Source organism: bacterium (assembly GCA_021372515.1).
GTDB lineage: Bacteria > Gemmatimonadota > Glassbacteria > GWA2-58-10 > GWA2-58-10 > JAJFUG01.
Window position 1 is genome coordinate 1 of record JAJFUG010000055.1, and the last position, 21,036, is coordinate 21,036.

The following is a 21,036-nucleotide window of genomic DNA, read 5'->3' on the forward strand; positions in this document are numbered from 1 at the left end:
ACACGAACGGCGCCAGCTTCTTGGTCCGGGCGGCCCAGGCCTCCCATTCGGCCCCGAACTGCTCGTGCAGAAGCTGGTCCTCGTCCCGGATGCGCCAGAGCAGCACCAGGGCCATCCCACCCACCAGCGCCAGCCCGAGCCAGGAACGGAAAGTCAGCGCCACCCCGGCCATGTAGAGAATGATCCCGCTGTAGCGCGGATGGCGCAGCCAGCGGTACGGCCCGCCGGTTACGAGTGTATGCCCCTCCTGGATCGTCACCTCCACGCTGAACTGACGGCCCAGCGTGGCCTCGGCCCAGTGGGTGATCCAGATACCCAGACAGTATGCGTTCAGACCCACCCAGCGCAGAGTCTCACCGCCGCCCAGCACCAGCACGCCCCGGCGGTCGCACCAGGGGGCCAGCGGCATCAGGGCCAGCGAAAGGAGCATCAGAAGGAATATCGCCAGCCGCTGACGGCTCACGGTGCGCTCGCCTCGGGTCCAGCGTCCGGAATCCGGCAGCCGGATAACGATCAGGGTGTGCAGCACCACCGTGAACACAACATACCACAGACGGGCCGGCTCACGGAGAAAAGCGCCCATGTCGCCGCCCCAGACCAGCAGCGGCAGACCGATAAAAGTCACCAGACCGATCACCAGTTTGGACACCGCTTTGCCTGTCGAAGCCATTTCCCCCACCTCGTCATTACCGTTCAGGCTTTGGGTGCGCCCCGGCCAGAGCGTTGGGCGCGTAATCGGGACATAGGCACTTAAGACAGCAGAGGGGGGTGAACCATGATTCGGTCTTACACTCACTCTTTTTTCGGCGGGCGGAACACCTCCCCGCTGGAGGGCCGTCCGCCCAGACGGTCGTACTCGGTGCGGGCCAGGAGCATGTCCTCCCAGGTGTCGCGCTTGTACTCCGGGTTGCGCAACAGGGCCGCCGGGTGATAGGTGCTCACCACGCTGATCCCGTTATAGCTGACCACCCGGCTGCGCAGCGCACGCATCGAGTCCTGGCGGCCGTGGAAAAAATAGGCGCTGTGACGGCCCAGGGTCACGATCACCTTGGGACGGATCAGCTCGATCTGCCGCAGCAGATAGGGGTTGCAGGCGGCGATCTCGGTCTCCAGCGGGTCACGGTTGCCGGGTGGGCGGCACTTGACCATGTTGGCGATATACACCTCCTCGCGCCGGAAACCGACCGAGGCGATGATCTTAGTCAGGAGCTGGCCGCTCGCGCCCACGAAAGGCAGGCCCTGACGGTCCTCCTCGGCGCCCGGGCCCTCGCCCACGAACATCAGGTCGGCCTGCGGGTCGCCCGCGCCGAACACGAAATTGGTCCGCCCCTTGTGCAGCTCGCAGAGCTTGCAGCCCGAAATCCGTTTCCCAAACGCCTCCAGGGACTCCTCTGGCGTTGACGCGGCCTGCGGCTGCGTATCCGGAGAGGCTATGGGCTGTTTCACTTCAGACGGTTCGACTGTCCGTGCCGCCTCGTCCGCGGGACCGGCCTGCGCAGCCTCGACTGCCGGGTTTGCCTGTGTCGGCTGCGGGGCTGTGGCCGGGGTCTTTCCGGCCTCGGGCAGGAACACGAAAGTCTCGCCCGCGGCCTGGACCTGCTTGAGCCAGGCCAGGGCCAGATCACGGATGTCCGTATCCCCGCTCACGGCTTGCCTTTCCCGGCGTGCCGCGCTGCCGCCAGCTCCAGCACCCGCGCGGCCACCTCATCTTTGTCCAGCAGGGGCAATTCGGTCCGCGCGCCGGCAGAGTCCAGCACTGTCACCCGGTTGGTCTGTACGGCGAAACCCGCGCCCATCTCGAGCGGATTGTTGACCACGATCAGGTCGATCCCCTTGCGGCGCAGCTTGTCCAGGGCGTTGCGCTCCTCATCCGCGGTCTCCACGGCAAAGCCCACCACTGTGGCGCCGCTCTTGCGGTGCTGCGCGGCCCAGGCCAGGCTGTCCGGGCTCTGGCGCAGGCGCAGCGTGAGTTCCGCGTCCGGGGAGGATTTCTTGATTTTATGCGCCTGCGGCCCCTCCGGAGTCCAGTCGCCCACCGCGGCCGCCATCACGACAATATCCGCCTGCGGGGCGCGGGCCTGGACCGCGGCGAAAAGCTGCTCCGCGCTCACTATGTCCATGCGCTCCACTCCCAGCGGGGTGTCCAGGCTTACCGGGCCAGTGATCAACTCCACCCGCGCGGCCCCCAGGCGCACCGCGGCGCGGGCCAGGGCGAAACCCATCCGGCCGCTGGAGGGGTTGCTGATATAGCGCACCGGGTCGAGCGCCTCACGGGTCGGACCCGCGGTGACCAGTACAATGAGGCCCTCCAGGGTCTCGGCCGCGCCCAGCACCTGGGCGATTTTCTCCATGATCCGCTCGCGGTCCGGCAGCCGCCCGGTGCCTTCCGTGCCGCAGGCCAGGTAGCCGCTCTCGGGATGCAGAAGGTGCACGCCGCGGCGCTTAAGAAGCTCCAGGTTGGCGCGTGTGGCCGGGTGCTCGTACATACGGGTGTTCATCGCCACCACGGCCAGGGTCGGGCAGTCGCACGAGATGTAGGTGGTGGAGAGCAGGTCATCCGCGATCCCGTGGGCCATCTTGGCCAGGATATTGGCCGTGGCCGGGATTACGACCAGCAGCTCGGCGAAATCGGCCAGCCGCACGTGGTCGATCCCGCCCGGGTCGGCCGGGGCGAAAGTGCCCGTGTAGACCGGGTGGCCGGACAGGGCCTGCAACGTGAGCGGGGCCACGAACTCGCAGGCGTTGCGGGTCATCAGAACCCGCACCTCGGCTCCGGCCTGGACCAGACGGCTGACCAGGTCGCAGCTCTTGTAGCAGGCGATCCCGCCGCTCAGACCCACCAGGATACGCCGTCCGGCGAACTGTTTATACATGTATGCACCTCCCGCCGTAAAACAAGACGGCTGGTCTGGTTTCACTTCAGTCATTCATTGGTTTTTCTTTACACACCCCGTCCCCCGCTGAAGCGGGGGCCACCCCTCTTTTAAGAGGGGATTAAAACCGATGCCGCACGCACCCGCGGGTGCGTCCCAAAATCTGTCGGGCACGGCATGCCGTGCCCCTATATCACGGCGAGGGCTTTAAGCAAACCCCACGGCCCCGGCTCATTTCTCGTACAGTAGACTTCGCACCACGGCGTAGGGGTCGGCCAGGCGTTTCACGCGGTGCTCCTCGGCCTCGATTATGGCCCGCACCGCGGCCACGCTTCGCTCCAAGTCATCATTGAGCACCAGGTAGTCGAAATACGGCAGGCGGCGGATCTCCTCGCGGGCGTTGGCCAGACGGCGCTCCAGGGTGGCCGGGTCCTCAGTGCCGCGGGAGCGCAGGCGTCGCTCCAACTCCTCCATGCTGGGCGGGGCCAGGTAGATGAACACCCCGGCGCGGCAGGTGTGGCGCAACTGCTCCGCCCCCTGCACATCCACGTCCATCACCACGTGCCTGCCCGCGGACAGGTTCTGCTCGATCTGGCTTTTCAGGGTGCCGTAGAGATGATCGTGCACCACGGCCCACTCGGCGAACTCGCCCGCCTCCAGCCGCTGACGGAACTCACCCTCAGCCAGGAAAAAGTAATCCTTCCCCTCCACCTCTCTGTCGCGCCGCGGCCGGGTGGTGGCCGAGACCGAGTAGTGCAGCCGGCTGTCGGACTCCAACAGGCGGCGGATCACCGTGGTCTTGCCCGCCCCGCTGGGCGCGGTTATCACTATCACCAGACGGATCTCCTCCGGCCGCGCCCGGCCTGTATCCAAACCCGGACAAGTCTGTTCGGTCACCGTTTCCCTTTCAGGCATGCTTGCCTCTATCGAATCCGCTCCGTGTGTCGCAGCTCGTTATCCGTGTCTTTTTGGAACAAGGCTCCAGCGTTGATCTTGCCTGGCAGAAGCGCGCCGGGCCAAAGCCCCGGTGTGTGCAGCACCGCCACCGGCTCGCCCAGGACCCACGCTTTCTCGAAATACTCCACGCTGGCGTGGTCCACCACGTCATACAATGTGCACCCGCTGCCCGGCCCCCCCGGGCCGAGCTTCACCCAGACCACGAACAGCCGGCGGTAATTGCCCTCTTTCATCTGGATTTTCTGCATCCCGGACACATAGCCCTCGGCCAACCGTCCCCGGGCCAGGATAGTGCGGGTGTGCAGCAGCGAAAACAGCGCCCAGACGAGGGGCAGAAAGAACGGCGCGCACTCCTGCCAACGCATGGGGGAACCCATATATTTCGCGACCGCGGCCAGAGCGCCGAAAATTGTCATGACCAGGAGCACGATCAGCGCCAGCGGGTTGACCAGACGTTTCCACATCCCGGCCGGAACTTCACGCGGCGCGGGACGGTTGAAAAATTCGAGCAGAGACGCCTTGCCGCCGCCTGCCAGCCTGAACCCGCCCAGCTCCATCCCGAAGCCTCCTGTTGCAGTGAAAGTCAAGGGCCCGCAGCGGCTACTCCATGTTCTCCACTTGCTCGCGGATACGCTCCAGCTCTTCTTTCAGCCCCACCACCAACTGTGCGATGGAGGCGTCGTTGGCTTTGGAGCCCACTGTATTGACCTCGCGGTTCAGCTCCTGGATCAGGAAATTCAGACGCCGTCCCACCGCGCCGCCCTGGGACAGGGCCTGGCGCAGGGCCTCCAGGTGGCTGCGGAAACGCACCTGCTCCTCGCTGATGTCCCACTTGTCGGCATAGATCGTGATCTCCTGGACGAGGCGGGCCGGGTCCGGCTCGGCCACGCCCTCCAGGGCGGCGGTGACTTTCTCGCGCAGACGGGCGGTCAGGCGCTCCAGGCGCTGCGGCCCCTGCACGGCGATCTCGTCCATCACCGCGGACATGCTCCCCAGGCGGGCCAGGATGTCGGCGGCCAGGTTGTCCCCCTCGCGGCCGCGCATCTCGACCAGACGGTCGAGGGCCTCGTTCAAAGCGGCCTCGAGCACGGGACGGGCGGCCTGCTCATCCACCTCGCGCGCCTGCAGGCTGAAAATCTCGGGCAGACGGCAGAGCGTGTCGAGGTTCGGCTCGCCCTCCACCCCCAGCTGGCTCATCCGCTGCAGAATCTGACGGTAGCGCAGCAGCAGGGGCTCGTTGAGCGTGGGCAGACGGTCGCTGTCCTCGGCGCGCTCCCAGTTCACGTTCACGCTTACCGAGCCGCGCTGCACGCGGGCCTTGATTGTCTCGCGCACCAGGGACTCCAGGTTGTTCAGCGCGCGCGGCAGGCGGATCGAAATGTCGGTGAAGCGGTGGTTGACGCTTCGCACCTCGACCGTGAATGTCCCGCCCTCGAAAGTGGTGTCGGCCCGTCCGAACCCGGTCATGCTTAGTATCATCGGAGAAATCGCCTTTCAGAAGAATTGGCCTGTATCGGTATTTCAGCGTCCGGTCCCGGCCGGCGGCGCGGGCACTGCGGAGCCACGGTCGTAACGGGGCAGGAAAAAAGCGCACAGCGCCGTCCCGGCCCCGCTTTCACTGCGCACGCTGAACTTATAGCTGTGGACGCCGGGCAAGGTCTTGACCACGAAAACCCCCGGGTACGAGACCCGCACCCCGGCCTGGCCGTAGATGCCGTTCTGGTTGTTGGGCAGGGTCTCGAAACGCACCTCGCCCAGATTGCTCTCGTCCTCACGCACCAGCACGGTGTAGGTGGCCTTTTCCAGGGGCGAGGCAGGCCCGGCCGGAAAACAGACCATACTGATCACGATCAGCTCGACCGGCCCGTCCAGCTGCACCTCCAGCGGGCGCTCGACCGGCGCCCGGTAGAACAGCTCGCCCTCCCAGCGCGAGTCTGGGCTCGCGATCACCACCCGTTCGGTCTGGCCGAGGGCCGGGACGAACTGGAGCGCGGTAAGAGTATCCAGCATCTGGTCCGGCAGGCGCTCGAGCACATCCGGCGGCACCTGGCGCTCGCCCAGGCCGAGAAAGTCGAGCGTGGCCTGGGTGCCATCCACCGTGCGGTCACCGGTCCAGGTGACAGCCTTGCGGCTGCCCTTGTAGGTGCCCTTGCCCAGCAGCGCTCCGGTCCGCGCCGTTTGCAGGGCGGCGATCCTGGCCCCGTAGGCCACTGCGCCCGCCCCGGCATCCCGGCCGCTGCGCAGGACCGAGCAACCGGCCAGCGCCAGCAGGATCAATGTAAACAGTCCCCCGATCATTTTATTCCCCCCTGTCATTTAGATAAGCCCTCCAGGGCATCCGGGGGTGCGACTGCTAATGGCCGGTCCTTTCCAGGCTGCCGGCTGTCAACTTCTCATCCGTGCGATCCAGTGCACGGTCCAGCGCTTCGTACAGATCGGGTGGCAGCTTGCGCACTTTCATCAGTCTGTCCGTGCAGATATGCTCGGTCACTCCAGTGACCATCAGTTCCTCGGCCTTGAGCACGCGGTACCCGAACACCACCTTGCGGCTCTGAAGGCGGGTCAGGCGGGTGACAACGGTCAGACGGTCCTCGTAACGGCAGGGGCCGAGCAGCCGCATCGAGGTCTCACACAGGGGGAACAGCACCCCGCTCTCCTCCAGCTCCCCGTAAGGGAAACCCAGCTCGGCCAGGAAATCGGTCCGGCCCACCTCCATCCAGACCAGATAGTTGGCGTGGTAAACAACACCCATGCGGTCGGTCTCGGCGTAGCGCACCGTTATTTGCGAGCTTGTCTCGAACGGCACAGTCCCTCCCGGTTCATTCCAGTCTCAGATCGAGCAGGCTCTTCGGGTTGATCCGGGCGTTGCGGTAGCGTATCCCCCAGTGGAGGTGCGCTCCGTTGACCCGCCCCGTGGCCCCAACCGCACCGATCACCTGGCCCTGCCCAACCGTATCTCCCTGCGCCACATCCACCCGGCTGAGGTGGAAATACATGCTGATCAGACCGAAACCGTGGTCGATATAGACACTGTTGCCGCTGAAAAAGAAATCCCCGGTCGCGATCACCCGCCCGGCGGCGGTGGCTTTCACCGGTGTGCCGGACTCGGCAGTGATATCCACCCCGGTGTGCGGGCTGCGCGGTGCACCGTTGAGTATCCTGCGGTTGCCGAAGCGGTTCATCTGTCCATCGATGGGCGCGATGAACCGGTCGCTCCAGTAGCGCCGGTTCTCCCAGCGCGACCAGCAACTGTCCCGGTAGGCATCCTCCCGTTTTATCCGGGCCTGGGCCGCCGTGTCCGGGAACACTTTTTCGGGTGGGAGGGTGACCCTCTGCACCGGGAATTTACCGTCCACCACCCGCACCCAGCGCCGCACGGTTTTCGCCTCGGGCCCCTGCCCCAAGCGGACCTGGACCGGACGCCGTCCGGGACGCGCCTCCATGTCCACTCCCAGCAGAGCGTAACACCGGTCGCCCTCGCGGACCACCGGCGCCGGGGCGCCGTCGAAGCTCACCGCAACCGTATCGGTCTGCCCGCTGCCTCGCACCTCCAGGCAGAAGATCCCACCCTGGGGGACCAGGCTGTCGGAAAGACTCACGCTCACCGGGACTGCGCCAGCCACGGCCGAAACAAGAATCGGGGCCAGTGCTGTCAAAAAGCTCAAAACACTCTCCTGTGGTCCAGCCCGCTCACGCGCGGACAGGTGGGAATTTTCAGTCCTCGGCATACATAATATAAAAACCCGGCGCGCTTTATTAAAGGTTAATCCCGCGAGTCAATCCATGCTTCGGCCAAATCAGTTGCCCGTGGCGGGGGAAAGCGCTAAGTTTTGAGGAGCTCAAACACCGATTACGACGGAGGATGGATGCCTGCGGGCAGCAAAATAACTTTTCCGCCCTGCCTGGAACTGGAACTGGGTGAAAAGGAGCGCGTGCTGTTTTTCAGCGACGCCCACCTGGACAGCGAAGCAACCCCCGAGGCGCGCGAACGCAGCGCCCGCGTGCTCGAATTCCTGGACTGGGCCGGGGACAATTGCGAGACCCTGGTGATCCTGGGCGACCTGTTCGATTTCTATTTCGAGTACAGGAGCGTTTTCCCCTCGCGCTACCTTCGCGTGCTTTCCGCCCTGGACCGTCTGTCGGCCGGAGGCGTGCGCTGCCTGTATGTGGGGGGAAACCACGATTTCTGGCTGGGCGAGCTTTTCAGTCGCACGCTGGGCGTGACCCTGGTGCGGGACGGGCTCCTTCTGGAGCGGAAAGCCCCCACGCCGCAGCGTGTCCTGGCCACGCATGGGGATGGCCTCGGGCCTGGGGACACGGGCTATAAAATCCTGAAGAAACTCCTGCGCAACCCGTTCCTTATCTTCCTTTTCCGCCTGATCCACCCGGACTGGGGCTACGCCCTGGCCCGCCTGACCAGCCGCACCAGCCGCAAGTACACCAACCACCGTCAGCCCGCCCGCGTGGAGGCCTCGGCCCGCACCGGCCAGGCCCTGCTGGACTCCGGCCGCAACCTGAGCGCCGTGGTGCTGGCCCACACCCACCAGCCCGACTGCCGTCAGTTCGAAAACGGCCTGTATTTCAACAGCGGGGACTGGTGCACGCATTTCAGCTACGTACGCTGGGATGAGCGGGGCCTGAGCCTGGAGAGTTTCACGGGCACGCGGTGAGGCCGGTCGGCCTGCCGGGGGGCCGGCGCCGCGTAAACGCGGGGCCGGCCGCGCGGGAAGGCCCGGGCGACGTGGCAAAGCCCGGCGCTCCAGCCGAACCCGACCTTTCCCGCAAACCTCAGTTCCCCCGCGCGGCCCGCCGGGCGCCTTGCGCCCCGCCGGCCCCCCGGCGGTCCTACCGGCCGAGAGCCCTCTGCATGGCCATGATCCCCTGCAGCAGCTCCTGACGCCACGCCTCGGCCAGGTACGGGTCCGGGCTGACCCGCAGCTGACGCATCACCCCGTCCCCATCCGGCGCGATCTGGCTCATTATCCGTTCGAGACTCTGCACGGCTGAATCCGCAGCCTGCACAGCGGTCGGGTTCTGGCCGGCACGGCAGGCTGCGGCCAAGCTGCGAGCCAGGAGGACCAGGTGCAGGTCCTCGATACCCCGGCGGATGCCCTGGTACTCGGGCGAGGGGCAGAGTTCCTCGGCCTCCTGGCCCGGGTAGGCGGCGCACCAGTCGCGCTGGGCGCCGTCCAGTTCATCGTACGGGTCACCGGTCACTGCCTGGTAGGCGAAATAGTAGATACCGCACGCGCCGGTCCGGGGAAGGAACCAGCCGGGGATCACCCGGTGGCAGACCGCATCCGCGCCCATGTCCGAGGAGCCGAAACAGGGCAGGTAAAAATACGGGGCGGCCTTGTTCTGGCGCACGAAATCCAGGGTCTGTGGGCTCACGCTGCTGATCTGCATCACCACGGCATCCAGGTACTGTGACAGCTCCTGGATGGAGGAGGGCGAGTTGAGGTCGCAGAGGGTGCGGACACCGTTCATGCCGCGCAGGATGCCCAGGGTCAGCCGGGCCAGGGCCATACGTTCGGGTTCGTTGGACGGCTCGTCCACCGGGAAGAACAGAAGTTGCGGCCAGCCCCAGTTATGCGCCGTGTCGTCCATCATGCGCACCGCCCGGGCATAGAGGAGCTTGTCCTGCTCGCTCCATTTCCCGGCGCTCTCGGGGAGGTTCAGGCGCTTGGGAAGGTCGGCCACGTAGAACGGGGTAGGATGGTCGAACCCGCAGCGGCGCATCAGCATGAACAGCGTGTGAAGTTGGCGCACGCGGGCCAGGTCCAGGGCCAGGTAGTACTCGCCGGTGCGGGTCACGAACGCGCCGCCCAGGGATAGGGAGGTGAACCCGTGGGCCGCCATGTCGCGCAACTGGAGTTCCATCTGCTGGGGGTTGTCCAGCGGCGGGTAGTAGTAGAAACCGACCTTGGGAAGGGAATCCGGCCAGAGCGCGGGGACAGTGACCGGCAGCACCTCGATCCGCAGCGGGACGCTCAGCGCGGCATGGCCGGGGGCCTTGAGCAGCACCGCGCTTTCGTAGACACCGGGGGCGGCGTTCTCCGGCACCGGGACATCGATCCAGAAAAAGCGGGCCTCCCCCGCGGGCAGTGGTTTGAGACGCGGGCGCTCCAGGAGCCGGGCGCGCGGGCCGAACTCGCGGCTCCAGCTCCCCTCCAGGCGGGTGGCGGCGAAACGGGCCTGGTAGAGCCTGGGCCGGGTGTGGAGCTCGCCGTGCTCGCCGCTGAACGGACGGCCCAGGCTGATCTCCACCGAGGACAGGTCCTCCAAGGCCCGGACCCCGAAGGCGAACGGCGCCGTTGTGGCCCGCGGGACAGTTTCCTGGAACGCCGGACGGATGTCGTCCGGGCGGGGCAGCGAATAGGGCCAGGCATCCACCAGGCCCTTGCGCTCGAATACGATAAGCCCGGTTCCGCTCTCCACGGCGGACGGCTGGGGCGCGCCCTGCGGCTCGATGTAACGCCCGGCGGTGAAACCATAGCGCTCGGCGGGGTTCCGGCCGAGCCAGCTCGAAAAGGTGGCCGCCTCACCCAGCCAGCCCTCGCCCTCGAGGAACGCGGTCCGGCCCAGGCGGACAACACCCTGCGACGGCGCGCTGGTCAGCCGCAGGCGGGCTTTAGCTGCGCCAGCCGGGACTTTCAGGGAGCGGGTGTACTCGGTCCAGCGGCGGCTGAGGCCCGCGCCGGGTTCTCTCTCCCGGGTGAGCGAGCTGAACAGTAGACTGTCGGCCAGAAGGCTGTCACTCTGATCGTACAGCTCAAGACGGGCCTCGAACATCTGCCCGCCAGCCCCGTCCCGCTCCAGGGCGAAACTGAACGCCACACTCGCCCCGGCCGAAACAGGCAGCGCCGGGCTGGAAAGGTTCAGCCGCGCGCCGCTGTCGGCGTAGAGCGCCAGACAGGGCTTTTCCACCCCCTGGTCCAGGTAGTTCTCCTCCAGGAGGCCGGAGGTGTCCAGGGTGTCCCAGAGCGCGTCACCCGCGCCGGTCCGCAGGCACCAGTGCGGGCCGGGCGCCTCCTCACCGCAACCGGAGGCGAGGCTGAGGAGAAAGATAAGGACTGAGGCAAAGGCTGGGCGCTGGAGCTGGGGTCGGATCATCAGGGCTGCCTCGCTGGGGTGGGTGGGCGGGTTCGCTTACCGGAACGCTGGGCTGCCGGCCTGTCGCAAGCTTACACGAGGCGCTGTTTTTTTTCAAGTGTTTATGGCGTATAAAAATCAAGGCGCAACCGGGTCAGGGTCGCGCCTTGGTGGAAATTTTAGCTCTGCGTGAAAGGTTATTTGATTTTTATCTCGACCTGGCGCGGCTTCTGGCTCTCGTGCTTGGGCAGCGAAAGGCTCAGCACGCCGTCGGCAAACGAGGCCTCCACCCGCGCCTCATCCACCAGGCCGTTCAGCTCGAACGAGCGGCTGAAACTTCCATAGCGGCGCTCGGAGCGCAAGGCCGCGGCTTTCGACTCCGCCAAGGGGTCCTTCTTCTCGCCGCTCAAGTTCAGGCGGCCTTTCTCCAGCGAGACTTTCAGGTCCTCGGGCCGCACACCGGGAAGCTCGGCGCTCAGCACATAGCGGTTCTCCTCCTCCAGAAGGTCCACCCTCACACTCAGCTCACGCTCTGTCTGCGGCATGCTGCGGCAGGTTTCGAGTTCGGGCCAGAAGACCCGGGCCGCGGGTGTGTAGCTCAACAGCGTCATACTCTCCTCCAGGTTTATCCGGACTTGTCGCTCCGGCGGTTTAAGCAATCATCCGTTCGGCTGACTGGAACACTCCTGGAAAAAGCAACCCGCGTGCCACAAAATTTTTCGTTGTCTAATTGATTATTCTGCAAGACATTGCACAGATAAACAACCCGACAGACCGGCACACCGGGGAAAGAGCATCATGCGCGCACTGCCAATGCGACAGCAAAAGCCTGACAGCGGATTCAGACACGCCGGAATGGCAGCTCAAGGCCTATACAAAATTTGAGGCGTTTTGTTTTTCGGCATTCAGGACATTGGCACGATACAGCGCCGGGGGTTTTGTCTTTGGGGGCCGCGCATGTTTGAGCCTCCCGCCAAGGCAGCGTGCAAGAGCGAGCGAAACGGCCCTGCCCGCAGCTGAGCCGTGGCTGGGCGGCGATTCGCGGCAGCGACGCCGCTGCGACTCAGCAGCGGAATCGTAGTGCCGTAAGCACCCGAGGCGGAAACGGAGGCGCGGCTGGGACGAGTTCGCGGCCCCCTTGGCTTCTGGTTCTCTTGGCCGTAACCAAGAGAACAACACAGTCATTTGGCCACGGCGCGCCGTGCCCGATTTCGGTTACAGGAGGAAGTGCCGCAGGGGCGGCCGGCGCCCCCCCCGGAGCGTCCTGGAATGGAAACAAAAAGGACACGCCTCGGCGTGTCCTCCAGTCATTCACCGCGAAACAGGAACCGGTTCACTCCGGACGGTCCAGGTTCTCCTCCGCTTCCTCGCCCTCCTCCTTCGGCTGGCACGGGCGGCAGAACGTGCCGCTGCCCGGACGGCAGCCGCACTCCTGGTAGGAGCGGTTGAACTCCGAGAGCGGGATCTTGCGCCGCACACCCTCGGCGTTGCGCACCTCGACCGTCTCGTTGAAAATATCCACCCCCGAGACCCGCTCGCGCGCCCCGCGGCAGTTCTCGTAGTCCTTGCCCTCGCGCGGGAATTTCTTCGACTGGCTCTTGTAGAAATCGCGCTCGAACATCAGGCAGCACATCAGGCGGCCGCAGATGCCGCTGATCTGGGCCGGGTTGAGCGGCAGTCGCTGTTCCTTGGCCGCACGCAGGGTCACCGGCTCGAAATCACCCAGGAACGTGGTGCAGCACAGACGGTAGCCGCAACGGCCGCAGCCGCCCAGACGGCGGGCCTCGTCGCGCACCCCGATCTGCTTCAGCTCGATGCGGGTCTTGAAAATGGAGGCCAGGTCCTTGACCAGCTGACGGAAATCCACGCGTTTCTCGGCGGTGAAATAGAAGCTCACCTTATTCCCGTCGAACTGCCACTCGGCATCCACCAGCTTCATGTTCAGGCCGTGCTCCTCCACCTTGTGGTGGCAGATCTGCAGGGCCTCCATCTCGCGGTAGGTGATCGACTCCAAGCGGTTGATCTCGTCCTGGGAGGCGCGGCGGCGCACTTCGCCGAAATCGCTTTTCCGGTTCTCGGTCTTCTTCCGGTCCGGGGTGACATCCCGCTGCACGGCACGGCCCATGTCCTCGCCCCGGTCGACCTCCACGATCAGGTAGTCGCCCAGCTCGAACTGCACGTTGGCCCGGTTGATAAAATATTCCCGGCGCTCGCCCTTGAACTGCACCTCAATCATCTCCATGCTCGATCCCCACGGCCTTTCTCATATCGGCGATAATCGACCAGCCCAGAAGCCTCAGGTTCACGTTCCGCCCGAGGTCATCTCCCAGGCCCGCCATCCGTCCCAGAAGCCCGGTGAGGGAGGCGGCGTCGACCGTTCTTTCGGAAAAGTCACATAGAGCCCGGTTCGCTGCCGCGGGTTGCGGCCCGCCCAGGCGCATCACAAGAGCGTCCCGCAGCCCCTGGGTCAGTCCGGCCGCGAAACGCTCGAAATCGCCACGGTTATAAAACGGCCCGCTGCGGTCCTCCAGCAGGCTGAACGACGGTTCCATGCCCCGCGCCAGCACGGCCTCGAACACCGCGCCGATCCACTCGCGCTGACGGTCCAGGGATTCCTGGTCCAGCAGGCGGAACGCCAGGCTCAGGTTACTGTCCGCCAGGGCCAGCAGTTCGGCCGCGGTGGACTCCTCCTGCCCGAAGCGCCCGCACAGCACCCCGAGCGCCGCCGCCCGCCCAGGGCGCCGCACCCGCAGACGCTGGCAGCGGCTGAGGATCGTGGGCAACAGGCCCGAAGGGCGCTCGGTGCAGAGGATCAGCCACACTCCGGCGCGCGGCTCCTCGAGCAATTTCAGCAGCGCGTTGGCCGCCTCCAGGCGCAGTTTTTCCGCACCGGTCATTATAAATACTTTATTGCGGCCCTCATAGCAACTTTTTTCCGCTTCCGCGCGGACCCGCGCCACCGCGCCGAGATGATGCTCGCTCTTTTCTGGGAAGCGCAAATCCAGCCAGGGGGCCTGCCGCCTCTGCTCGTAGACCTCGGCCAGGCGCTCCTCGTCCAGGCGGCCGTTCTTGTAGAACGAGCCCGGCACGGGCGGGATCCAGATCACATCCGGGTGCGCCAGACGCTCCACCTTGCGGCAGGAGTCGCAGACCCCGCAGGGCGCTCCGCGGCCCCCGCTCTCGCGGCAGTTGAGCGCCGCGGCCAGGTAGAAAGCCAGGCTGCTCTTACCCGCGCCGTCCGGCCCGTGGAACAGAAGCGTCCCGCCCAGCCGTCCCCCGGCCAGGGCGCCCAGCAGACGGCCGCTTTCGGGCCCCTTGTCCAGCAGCTCGGTCAGCCCCGGACCCCGGAGCGCCTCTTTCGCTTTTCCGGCCAAACCCTCTTCCCCCTACATGCCGCGCTTGAGCCAGGTGCGCGGGTCCACCGCACGCGCGCCCTCGCGTATCTCGAAATGCAGCAGCGGCCCCTCTAACGAGCCGGTGGAGCCCACCTTGGCGATCACCTGGCCCTCGGTCACTGTCGCGCCCTCGGCCACGAACACATCGCTCAGGTGCGTGTACAGGCTGTACACTCCGCCCCCGTGGTCGATCATCACCATCTTGCCGTAGCTGCGGTACCACTCCACGCGCATCACCACGCCGCCGCCCACGCACTTGACGCTCTCGCCCTCGTTGGCCTGGATGTCGATGCCGTTGTTGATCACCCGGGTGCGCGTGATCTGGTCGGTGTAGGGGCCGAACCCGCGCAGGAGTGTGCCCTTGGCCACGGGCCAGCTCAGGCCGCCCTTGCGCCCGCTCAGGTGCGCCACCTCGGGCGGCAGGGTTTTGCCCTGACGGCGGGCGGCCTCGGCCGCCTCGCGCCGCTTGCGCTCCCACTCGGCGATCATCTCGCGGAACCGCTCGGCCTCTGCCTTGCGCTCCTCCAGCGACTTGAGCACCTCGGCGCGCTGGGCCTTGACATCCTTGAGCAGCTTCTGGCGCTCGTTCTCCTGGCTCGCGAGCTGACGGCTCTCGCGCTCCAGCTCGGCGCGGCGGGTCAGGCGCAGGGCCAACTTGCGCTCGCCGGCCAGCTTGTACTGGCTATAACTCTGGCGCAGCCCGCCCACCTCGCGCACCAGGCGCTTGTCCTGGGTGGCGATCAGGGTGAGGTACTTGAAACGGCGCAGCAGGTCGGTGAAAGAGTGGCTGCCGAAGATCACGGCCAGGGAATGGAGGCGGCCGCGCTTGTAGATGCCCCGCAGGCGGCGGTTGAGGATGGCTTTCTTCTGGGCGAGCTGACGGCCGCACTTGTCTAATTGGCGGCTTAGGAAGCTGATCTCGTTGTTCAGCTCGCCGATTTCGCCGTTGAGCGAAGCCAGGGTGCGCTGCGAGCGGTCGATGCCGCGCTCGATGTCGCGTATCTGGCGCAGCACGCTCTGTTCCTGTTTTTCCAGGCCCTGGGCTTTCTCGTGCCCGGCCTGGATCTCTTTCTCCAGCTTCTGCAACTGGCTGCGCGAGCTGTTGATCTTGTCCTCGGCCTGCTTGACCGTGCCGGTCTGCGCGCTCAAGCGCAACGGCAGGGCCAGGGCCAGCAGCAGGCAGGCCCCGGCGGCCAGGCATGCGCCGGCGCTGCTCGGGCGTTTTCTCATCGCGTGCTCCGGCTCTGGTGGCTCGTCGCCCGCACGGTCAGACCCGTCTCAGGTAGCGGCCCAGGGAAATCCAGCTCCCAACCAACCCCATCAGGGCGCCCGCCGTGACCGTGTACAGGAAGTACTCGTCCGGGAACGGGGCCAGGCGGTAGACCCGGCGGTTGAACAGTTCGAGGATCACGAAGATCAGGCCCGAGGCCACCAACCCGCCCAGCGCACCCTTGAGGAAACCCTCCAGCAGAAAGGAGCGCCGGATGTAGCCGTTGGTCGCCCCGACGATCTTCATGATGAATATCTCTTTCTGGCGGCTGAAAATGGCGATCTTGATCGCACTGGCGATCAGAACCACCGCCACCAGCGACAGCACGGCGAAGCTGACCATGCCCACCACCGAGGCCACGTGATGGATCACGTCCATCTTGCGCAGCCACTCACGGCCGTAGTCCACCTCCTCGACAAAGGGGTAGGCCGCGGCCAGGTCGGCCACGTTGCGCACGCTCAGGGTGTCGCGCCGTCCCGGCTGCATCGAGATCGAGAGCGAGGCCGGCACGGGGTTGCCCTCCAGGTCCTGCAGCAGCTCACTGTCGGCGCCCAGGTCCTCGCGGAACCGCGCCAGGGCCTCGTCCTTGCTGATATACTCCACCTTGGCCACGCCCGGGGCGCGGCTGAGGTCCTCCACGGCCAGGCCCACTTTGCCCCGGTCCGCGTCATCCCGCAGGTAGACCACCACCTCCACCTTGTCCTCCATGGCCCGGATGAGCGCGCTCAGGTTGATGAGCACGACTCCCAGGCAGTCCAGCACCAGCAGGCTGAAAGCGGTGGAGACGATGGCGAAGGCGGTCATGACCCTGGCGCGGGTGAATCCCAGCAGGGCCTCGCGGATCACACGGAGCATCGGGGGCGGTCCCGGGTGAAAGTGAAAGTCCGTCTATATCAGAGCAGGGGGCCGGAGACGAAATCGCCCACGGTCCCGTCGAAGACAAGACGTCCGCCCGCGATGTGCAGGCGGCGGAAATGCTCGCGTCCCTGGAGCAGGCTGTAGTCGTGGGTGGCGATCAGCACCGCCGTGCCCAGGGTGTTTATGTCGATCAGCAGGCGCATGATCTCCTCGCTGATCTGCGGGTCGAGGTTGCCGGTCGGCTCATCGGCGATCAGCACGAACGGCTCGCCCACCAGGGCGCGCGCGATCCCCACCCGCTGCTGCTCGCCGCCCGAAAGCTCGTGCGGGTAGCAATCGGCCTTGCCGCTCAGGCCGAGCTGGGTCAGCACCCGTCCCACCCGCTGGCGGATGAACGAGCGGGAGGCGCCGGTCACCTCCAGGGCGTAGGCCACGTTCTCGGCTGCGGTGCGGTTTTCGAGCAGGCAGAAATCCTGGAACACGATCCCCAGCTTGCGGCGCAGGGCGGGCACACGGCGGCGGGGCAGGGAACTGGAGCTGAAACCGGCCACCACCACCTCGCCCGCGGAGGGGCGCAGGTCGTGGTAGATCAGGCGCAGAAGGGTGCTCTTGCCGCTGCCGCTGGGCCCGGTCAGGAAAACGAACTCGCTCTTGTCAATATGGAAGCTGACGTTTTCGAGGACACGGCCCCGGCGCTTGTAGCCGGCCGCGACATCGGTGAAAGTGATCATCCGGCGCTCCGTGCCGCCCGGTTCCGGCCGAGCAGCGCGGCCAGGCGCAGGGCTTCCTGCATGCTTGAGCTGTCCGCCGTGCCCCGGCCGGCGATATCCAGCGCGGTGCCGTGGTCCGGCGAGGTGCGGACAAAAGGCAGGCCGAGGGTGATATTCACCCCGCGGCCGAAAGCGTGCATCTTGATCGCGATCATGGCCTGATCGTGGTACATCGCCAGCACGGCGTCGAACTCCCCCCGGGCGGCGCGCACGAACACGGTGTCGGCCGGGAACGGCCCGGCCACGCCCAGACCCTCGACCCGGGCCGCTTCCGCAGCCGGGATTGTCACCCGCTGGTCCTCATCCCCGGCCACCCCGCTGTCGCCCAGGTGCGGGTTCAGCCCGCAGACAGCGAGCCTGGGGCTGGCGATGCCGAACAGAAAGCGCAGGGCGGAATCTATTATCCGGCACTGGGACAGGATCAGATTCTGGGTTATCGCCCCAGGCACGCGCGCCAGGGCGATATGGGTGGTGGCCGGGACAACGCGCAGGCCCGCCCCGGCCAGCATCATCGACACCTCGCAGTCGCCCGCCAGGTGGGCCAGCAACTCGGTGTGTCCGGGGTAGTGGTAGCCGCCGGCATTGAGCGCCGATTTGTCCAGAGGCGCGGTGGCAATGGCCGCGGCAGTTCCATCCAGGGCCAGATGAGCGGCTTTCTCCACGGCCCGCCCGGCCCAGGCGCCGCTCAGCTCCGGGCGCGCGCGCAGCCAGGCGCGCCACTCGGGGCCGGCAGCCTCCAGGGCGGCCAGCTCAGCCGGGGCGGCCACCTCGAGCGTGGCTCCGATCAGCGAGGCCACCGGCTCGGGACAGCCCGCCCCTCCCGGCCACAGCTCCGCCGCAACACGCTCCAGCACCGCGCGGCAGCCCACGGCCAGGGGCCGGAACAGGTCCTCGCCGCTGAGGGCCGCGACCGCCTTGAGCAGCACCTCCGGCCCTATCCCGCGGGCATCGCCCGCGCTCAGGGCCAGCACCGGCGATCCGGTTCCGGAGTTCGCTCCCGGTTCCACGCTTAGAACCCCTCCTGGGGGTTCCAGTCCTTGAAACGGATTTCCACGTAGGTTTTCTCGCGCAGCTTCTGCAGATAGGCCTCGATCATTTTCTGCTGCTGGATACGCTCGATCAACTGGTCGCGCAACTCCTCGAACGACACCGGCGCGGCCGGCTTGTACTCCATCTCCAGCACCACCAGGTAACCGCTGGGCCGGGCCTCGACCACCTCGGAGATACGCTGGGTGGTGTCCGCGGGCAGGGGGGTCATCGCACCCTTGAGGGCGTTGATCACCGGCTGCTCGAGCTTGTCCATCTCCAGCAGGGGCGGGTTTTCGGGAAGCTGGCTGGCGTCCTCGCTGTTCTCCTTGGCCAGCTTGTAGAAATTCTCTCCGGCCAGCACCCTCTGGCGCAGGCTTTCGGCCAGCTCACGGGAGTGGGCCCAGTCCACATCGCGAATCTCGGTCTGGGCCAGGATATGGCGGGCGCGGACCTCTTTCTGACGGCGGGCCTCGACCCGGATCAGGTGCCAGCCGTACTTGGAGCGCACGATGCGAACCTCGCCCACTTTCATCTCGAAAGCGGCCTCCTCGAACTCCTTGACCATCTCACCCTTGGAGAAAAATCCCAGGTCGCCGCCTCGCGCGGCGGCGGACGGGTCATCCGAATATTTTTCGGCCAGGTAGGCGAAATCGGCGCCGCCCTTGTACATGGCGTAGATCGAGTCGATCTTGGCCCGGGCGCTGTCCAGGACCACCTGGCCCGGCTTGGGTGCGATCAGCATGTGCAGGACCTTGACCTCTTCCGGGCGCATCGGGCGCTGGGCCTGGGCGTCGAACAGCGCCCTGGCCTCCTCCTCGCTCACCTTGACCCGCGGCATGTCGTGGCTGCGGTCGCGCAGGAAATTCTGGCCCATCAGTTTATCGCGCATCATTTCGCGGTAGAAATCCTTAAGCTGGACCATGCTCAGCCCCGATTCGGCGATGTTGCGCTGGAAAGCCTCCTCGCTCGGAAACTGGGCCCGCATGTCCTTGAGCTGGCTCTCCACCATCGGGTTGAGCTCGTCCTCCGCCACCTCGACCTTGGCCTCCTTGGCCTGGTGGAGCAGCACTTTCTGGGCGATCGCCTCGTCCAGCACCTGGTGGGTGATCTGGTGAATGGCCGCCGTATCGCTGATCGGGATGCGGTTCTGGCGGAGCGCGGTGATCAACTCCATCTTGATCTCGCTGGCGAGGATTACCTCGTCCCCCACCACAGCGGCGATGTCATCCTGCACGTAGCGCGTGTCCGGACCCGTGGCTGGCTTGGCGGCGGCGCTGTCGGAAGCGGCGGCAGCCTGGAAAGGGTTCTCCTCCTGTGCGGCCAGGGCGCCGAAAGACAGCGCCAGCAATGCTGCAAGCATATACCTCTTCATCGTTTACTCCATCCGGTTGTGGATTCGCTCACGCCCATTCCGGGCGCGCCCCATCGGCCCGTCCCGTCTTTTCGGAACAGAAATATAAGCCCGGCCCCCGCGGGTGTCAACCGCCCGCCGGAGTTTATAGAATTAAAAATCAATGGATTATGGCCGGAAAACGGCCGGGTCGATGATTAATACCCCTGCGCGGAGGAGAGGGTGCGTTATTTCCGGCGAACGCCAGCCGGCTAAAGGCCGGCGGCCGTGGGCAGCAGGCTGTCGGCCGGGACCGCTCCGGACAGCAGTGCTCCCAACGGAAAAGCCCTTCCCGGGAACAATACCCGCAGAAGGGCTTTCCTTATCAAGTTGACTTTTTCTGGGCTGCGTCAGGCTCAGAAAGCGTACTGCGCGCTCAGGACCAGACCGTCGCCCAGGCCCACCCGGCGGGTGGATTTTTTGTCTCCGGCGTTCACATAGGCCGCCACCAGGGTCAGATGGGGATCGGCGAACCAGGCCGCGTGCAGGTCCCAATAGCCGCTGTTGCGGAAAGCGTCGAACTCCGCACCCTGAAGGTACTCGAACCCGAGGGCCAGATTGGGCCGCGGCAGAAGGTCCACGTTGCCGAAGAAAGTCTGGTCACGCTTGTCGTCGAAACCGAATACGCCGGTCACCCGGTTTTCGGTGGAGAGCAGACCGCCGGACAGCAGCAGCGGACGGGGAAGCTGGGTGATAAGCTTGCTCGCCACCAGGTAGAGATCGGCGCTGCTGTTCTCGGTGGGCGCGGCCACGCCGGAGGCCCGTTTCCAGATCACCCCGGCCGAGACCGCCGGCACCGCCGGGCTGCCCCCGGCATTCTCCGGCACCAGCAGGACTTTGGCCCCCAGCGAGTGCTTGTGGATGTTATGCCCCGCGGGGGCCACCACCTCGTAGCCCCAAGACAGCTCCACCCGGCGGAACAGGCCGATCGAGGCGCTCAGGGCGGTCCAGTCCACCTGGACCTCATCCAGGCTCACATACCAGAGGCCGAACTGCGGCTTGCTGACCGGGGATTTGGAGTCACCGGCGTTCTGCCCGGCGACGTAGGCCAGCGGGTTGAACGCGATGCCGCCCACGCCCTGCAGATTGTTGAGCGGCACACCGGCGCGGGACAGACCGGGCAGGGAAAGAATGGAAAGCAGAAGTAAAAACAGGGTCGGACGACTTATTCTGGAACTCATCTTGAACTCTCCGTGGCTGAGCTGTCGTTTATTACTGCTGCGATTTTCACTGGGGCTGGTTATTGTCGCCCGGTGGACAGCAATATCGCCACGCGTTGAGCGTCTGGATGAGCGCGTTACGCCATGCCACCTCCACCGGGCCGTCTACAGGTTCGTAGGGTCGCCCTCCCGCCCGGAGTGCAGGCGGGGTGCATCCGGGAGCCCTGTCTTTCCACTGTGGC

At 66.0% G+C, this 21,036-nt stretch carries 20 protein-coding genes; 1 reads left to right on the forward strand and 19 read right to left on the reverse strand.

Annotated features, from left to right (window positions below; translation table 11 throughout):
- The 9 genes from LLH00_05615 to LLH00_05655 form a co-directional block, all read right to left on the reverse strand.
- A partial coding sequence (locus LLH00_05615; protein ID MCE5270744.1) for an isoprenylcysteine carboxylmethyltransferase family protein occupies window positions 1–670 on the reverse strand: 670 nt, incomplete at its 3' end.
- 122 nt (window positions 671–792) lie between these two features.
- Window positions 793–1,647, reverse strand: a complete 855-nt coding sequence (locus LLH00_05620; GenBank protein MCE5270745.1) for a uracil-DNA glycosylase — start codon at window positions 1,645–1,647, stop codon at window positions 793–795.
- Window positions 1,644–2,873, reverse strand: a complete 1,230-nt coding sequence (coaBC, locus tag LLH00_05625) for a bifunctional phosphopantothenoylcysteine decarboxylase/phosphopantothenate--cysteine ligase CoaBC (GenBank protein ID MCE5270746.1) — start codon at window positions 2,871–2,873, stop codon at window positions 1,644–1,646. Before coaBC ends, LLH00_05620 begins: the two co-directional genes overlap by 4 nt.
- Window positions 2,874–3,104: 231 nt before the next feature.
- A complete protein-coding gene (gene gmk / locus LLH00_05630; protein ID MCE5270747.1) occupies window positions 3,105–3,788 on the reverse strand; it encodes a guanylate kinase in 684 nt (227 codons plus the stop codon).
- 8 nt (window positions 3,789–3,796) lie between these two features.
- The gene (locus LLH00_05635) at window positions 3,797–4,387 is read right to left on the reverse strand and encodes a hypothetical protein (GenBank protein ID MCE5270748.1); all 591 of its coding nucleotides are present in this window, start codon (window positions 4,385–4,387) and stop codon (window positions 3,797–3,799) included.
- Between the two features lie 43 nt (window positions 4,388–4,430).
- The gene (locus LLH00_05640; GenBank protein MCE5270749.1) at window positions 4,431–5,309 is read right to left on the reverse strand and encodes a YicC family protein; all 879 of its coding nucleotides are present in this window, start codon (window positions 5,307–5,309) and stop codon (window positions 4,431–4,433) included.
- 42 nt (window positions 5,310–5,351) lie between these two features.
- Window positions 5,352–6,128, reverse strand: a complete 777-nt coding sequence (locus tag LLH00_05645; protein MCE5270750.1) for a hypothetical protein — start codon at window positions 6,126–6,128, stop codon at window positions 5,352–5,354.
- A gap of 55 nt (window positions 6,129–6,183) precedes the next feature.
- Window positions 6,184–6,636 carry an acyl-CoA thioesterase gene (locus tag LLH00_05650; GenBank protein MCE5270751.1) on the reverse strand — a complete coding sequence of 151 codons (453 nt, stop codon included), beginning with the start codon at window positions 6,634–6,636 and terminating at the stop codon, window positions 6,184–6,186.
- A gap of 13 nt (window positions 6,637–6,649) precedes the next feature.
- On the reverse strand, window positions 6,650–7,495 hold the full coding sequence (locus LLH00_05655; GenBank protein MCE5270752.1) for a M23 family metallopeptidase: 846 nt from the start codon (window positions 7,493–7,495) through the stop codon (window positions 6,650–6,652).
- A 201-nt stretch (window positions 7,496–7,696) separates the two neighbouring features.
- Here LLH00_05655 and LLH00_05660 point away from each other — a divergent pair, with 201 nt between their 5' ends.
- The gene (locus tag LLH00_05660; GenBank protein ID MCE5270753.1) at window positions 7,697–8,500 is read left to right on the forward strand and encodes a UDP-2,3-diacylglucosamine diphosphatase; all 804 of its coding nucleotides are present in this window, start codon (window positions 7,697–7,699) and stop codon (window positions 8,498–8,500) included.
- Between the two features lie 175 nt (window positions 8,501–8,675).
- Here the strand turns inward: LLH00_05660 and LLH00_05665 are convergent, their stop codons facing one another.
- From LLH00_05665 to LLH00_05710, 10 genes are all read right to left on the reverse strand, one after another.
- Window positions 8,676–10,943 carry a hypothetical protein gene (locus LLH00_05665; GenBank protein MCE5270754.1) on the reverse strand — a complete coding sequence of 756 codons (2,268 nt, stop codon included), beginning with the start codon at window positions 10,941–10,943 and terminating at the stop codon, window positions 8,676–8,678.
- A gap of 176 nt (window positions 10,944–11,119) precedes the next feature.
- Complete coding sequence (locus LLH00_05670) at window positions 11,120–11,533, reverse strand: Hsp20/alpha crystallin family protein (protein MCE5270755.1); 414 nt, start codon at window positions 11,531–11,533, stop codon at window positions 11,120–11,122.
- 722 nt (window positions 11,534–12,255) lie between these two features.
- Complete coding sequence (locus tag LLH00_05675) at window positions 12,256–13,164, reverse strand: stage 0 sporulation protein (GenBank protein ID MCE5270756.1); 909 nt, start codon at window positions 13,162–13,164, stop codon at window positions 12,256–12,258.
- The gene (locus LLH00_05680) at window positions 13,151–14,296 is read right to left on the reverse strand and encodes a hypothetical protein (GenBank protein ID MCE5270757.1); all 1,146 of its coding nucleotides are present in this window, start codon (window positions 14,294–14,296) and stop codon (window positions 13,151–13,153) included. Before LLH00_05680 ends, LLH00_05675 begins: the two co-directional genes overlap by 14 nt.
- A gap of 12 nt (window positions 14,297–14,308) precedes the next feature.
- The gene (locus LLH00_05685; GenBank protein MCE5270758.1) at window positions 14,309–15,547 is read right to left on the reverse strand and encodes a peptidoglycan DD-metalloendopeptidase family protein; all 1,239 of its coding nucleotides are present in this window, start codon (window positions 15,545–15,547) and stop codon (window positions 14,309–14,311) included.
- Between the two features lie 37 nt (window positions 15,548–15,584).
- Window positions 15,585–16,442: an ABC transporter permease gene (locus tag LLH00_05690; GenBank protein ID MCE5270759.1), complete on the reverse strand. Its 858-nt coding sequence runs from the start codon at window positions 16,440–16,442 to the stop codon at window positions 15,585–15,587.
- Window positions 16,443–16,480: 38 nt separating this feature from the next.
- Window positions 16,481–17,176, reverse strand: a complete 696-nt coding sequence (ftsE, locus tag LLH00_05695) for a cell division ATP-binding protein FtsE (protein MCE5270760.1) — start codon at window positions 17,174–17,176, stop codon at window positions 16,481–16,483.
- Window positions 17,173–18,222, reverse strand: coding sequence for a 4-hydroxythreonine-4-phosphate dehydrogenase PdxA (gene pdxA / locus LLH00_05700; GenBank protein ID MCE5270761.1), 1,050 nt, complete (start codon window positions 18,220–18,222; stop codon window positions 17,173–17,175). Before pdxA ends, ftsE begins: the two co-directional genes overlap by 4 nt.
- A gap of 2 nt (window positions 18,223–18,224) precedes the next feature.
- Complete coding sequence (locus LLH00_05705; GenBank protein MCE5270762.1) at window positions 18,225–19,616, reverse strand: peptidylprolyl isomerase; 1,392 nt, start codon at window positions 19,614–19,616, stop codon at window positions 18,225–18,227.
- A 374-nt stretch (window positions 19,617–19,990) separates the two neighbouring features.
- Window positions 19,991–20,815 (reverse strand): DUF3034 family protein, encoded by an 825-nt coding sequence (locus tag LLH00_05710; protein ID MCE5270763.1) that lies wholly within the window; start codon window positions 20,813–20,815, stop codon window positions 19,991–19,993.
- Window positions 20,816–21,036 lie beyond the last annotated feature (221 nt).

Coding starts and splice junctions, on each gene's coding strand:
- coaBC (MCE5270746.1), bottom strand. CDS start 2,873: ATGTATAAACAGTTCGCCGGACGGCGTATCCTGGTGGGTCTGAGCGGC.
- gmk (MCE5270747.1), bottom strand. CDS start 3,788: ATGCCTGAAAGGGAAACGGTGACCGAACAGACTTGTCCGGGTTTGGAT.
- LLH00_05635 (MCE5270748.1), bottom strand. CDS start 4,387: ATGGAGCTGGGCGGGTTCAGGCTGGCAGGCGGCGGCAAGGCGTCTCTG.
- LLH00_05640 (MCE5270749.1), bottom strand. CDS start 5,309: ATGATACTAAGCATGACCGGGTTCGGACGGGCCGACACCACTTTCGAG.
- LLH00_05645 (MCE5270750.1), bottom strand. CDS start 6,128: ATGATCGGGGGACTGTTTACATTGATCCTGCTGGCGCTGGCCGGTTGC.
- LLH00_05660 (MCE5270753.1), top strand. CDS start 7,697: ATGCCTGCGGGCAGCAAAATAACTTTTCCGCCCTGCCTGGAACTGGAA.
- LLH00_05665 (MCE5270754.1), bottom strand. CDS start 10,943: ATGATCCGACCCCAGCTCCAGCGCCCAGCCTTTGCCTCAGTCCTTATC.
- LLH00_05670 (MCE5270755.1), bottom strand. CDS start 11,533: ATGACGCTGTTGAGCTACACACCCGCGGCCCGGGTCTTCTGGCCCGAA.
- LLH00_05675 (MCE5270756.1), bottom strand. CDS start 13,164: ATGGAGATGATTGAGGTGCAGTTCAAGGGCGAGCGCCGGGAATATTTT.
- LLH00_05685 (MCE5270758.1), bottom strand. CDS start 15,547: ATGAGAAAACGCCCGAGCAGCGCCGGCGCATGCCTGGCCGCCGGGGCC.
- LLH00_05690 (MCE5270759.1), bottom strand. CDS start 16,442: ATGCTCCGTGTGATCCGCGAGGCCCTGCTGGGATTCACCCGCGCCAGG.
- ftsE (MCE5270760.1), bottom strand. CDS start 17,176: ATGATCACTTTCACCGATGTCGCGGCCGGCTACAAGCGCCGGGGCCGT.
- LLH00_05705 (MCE5270762.1), bottom strand. CDS start 19,616: ATGAAGAGGTATATGCTTGCAGCATTGCTGGCGCTGTCTTTCGGCGCC.
- LLH00_05710 (MCE5270763.1), bottom strand. CDS start 20,815: ATGAGTTCCAGAATAAGTCGTCCGACCCTGTTTTTACTTCTGCTTTCC.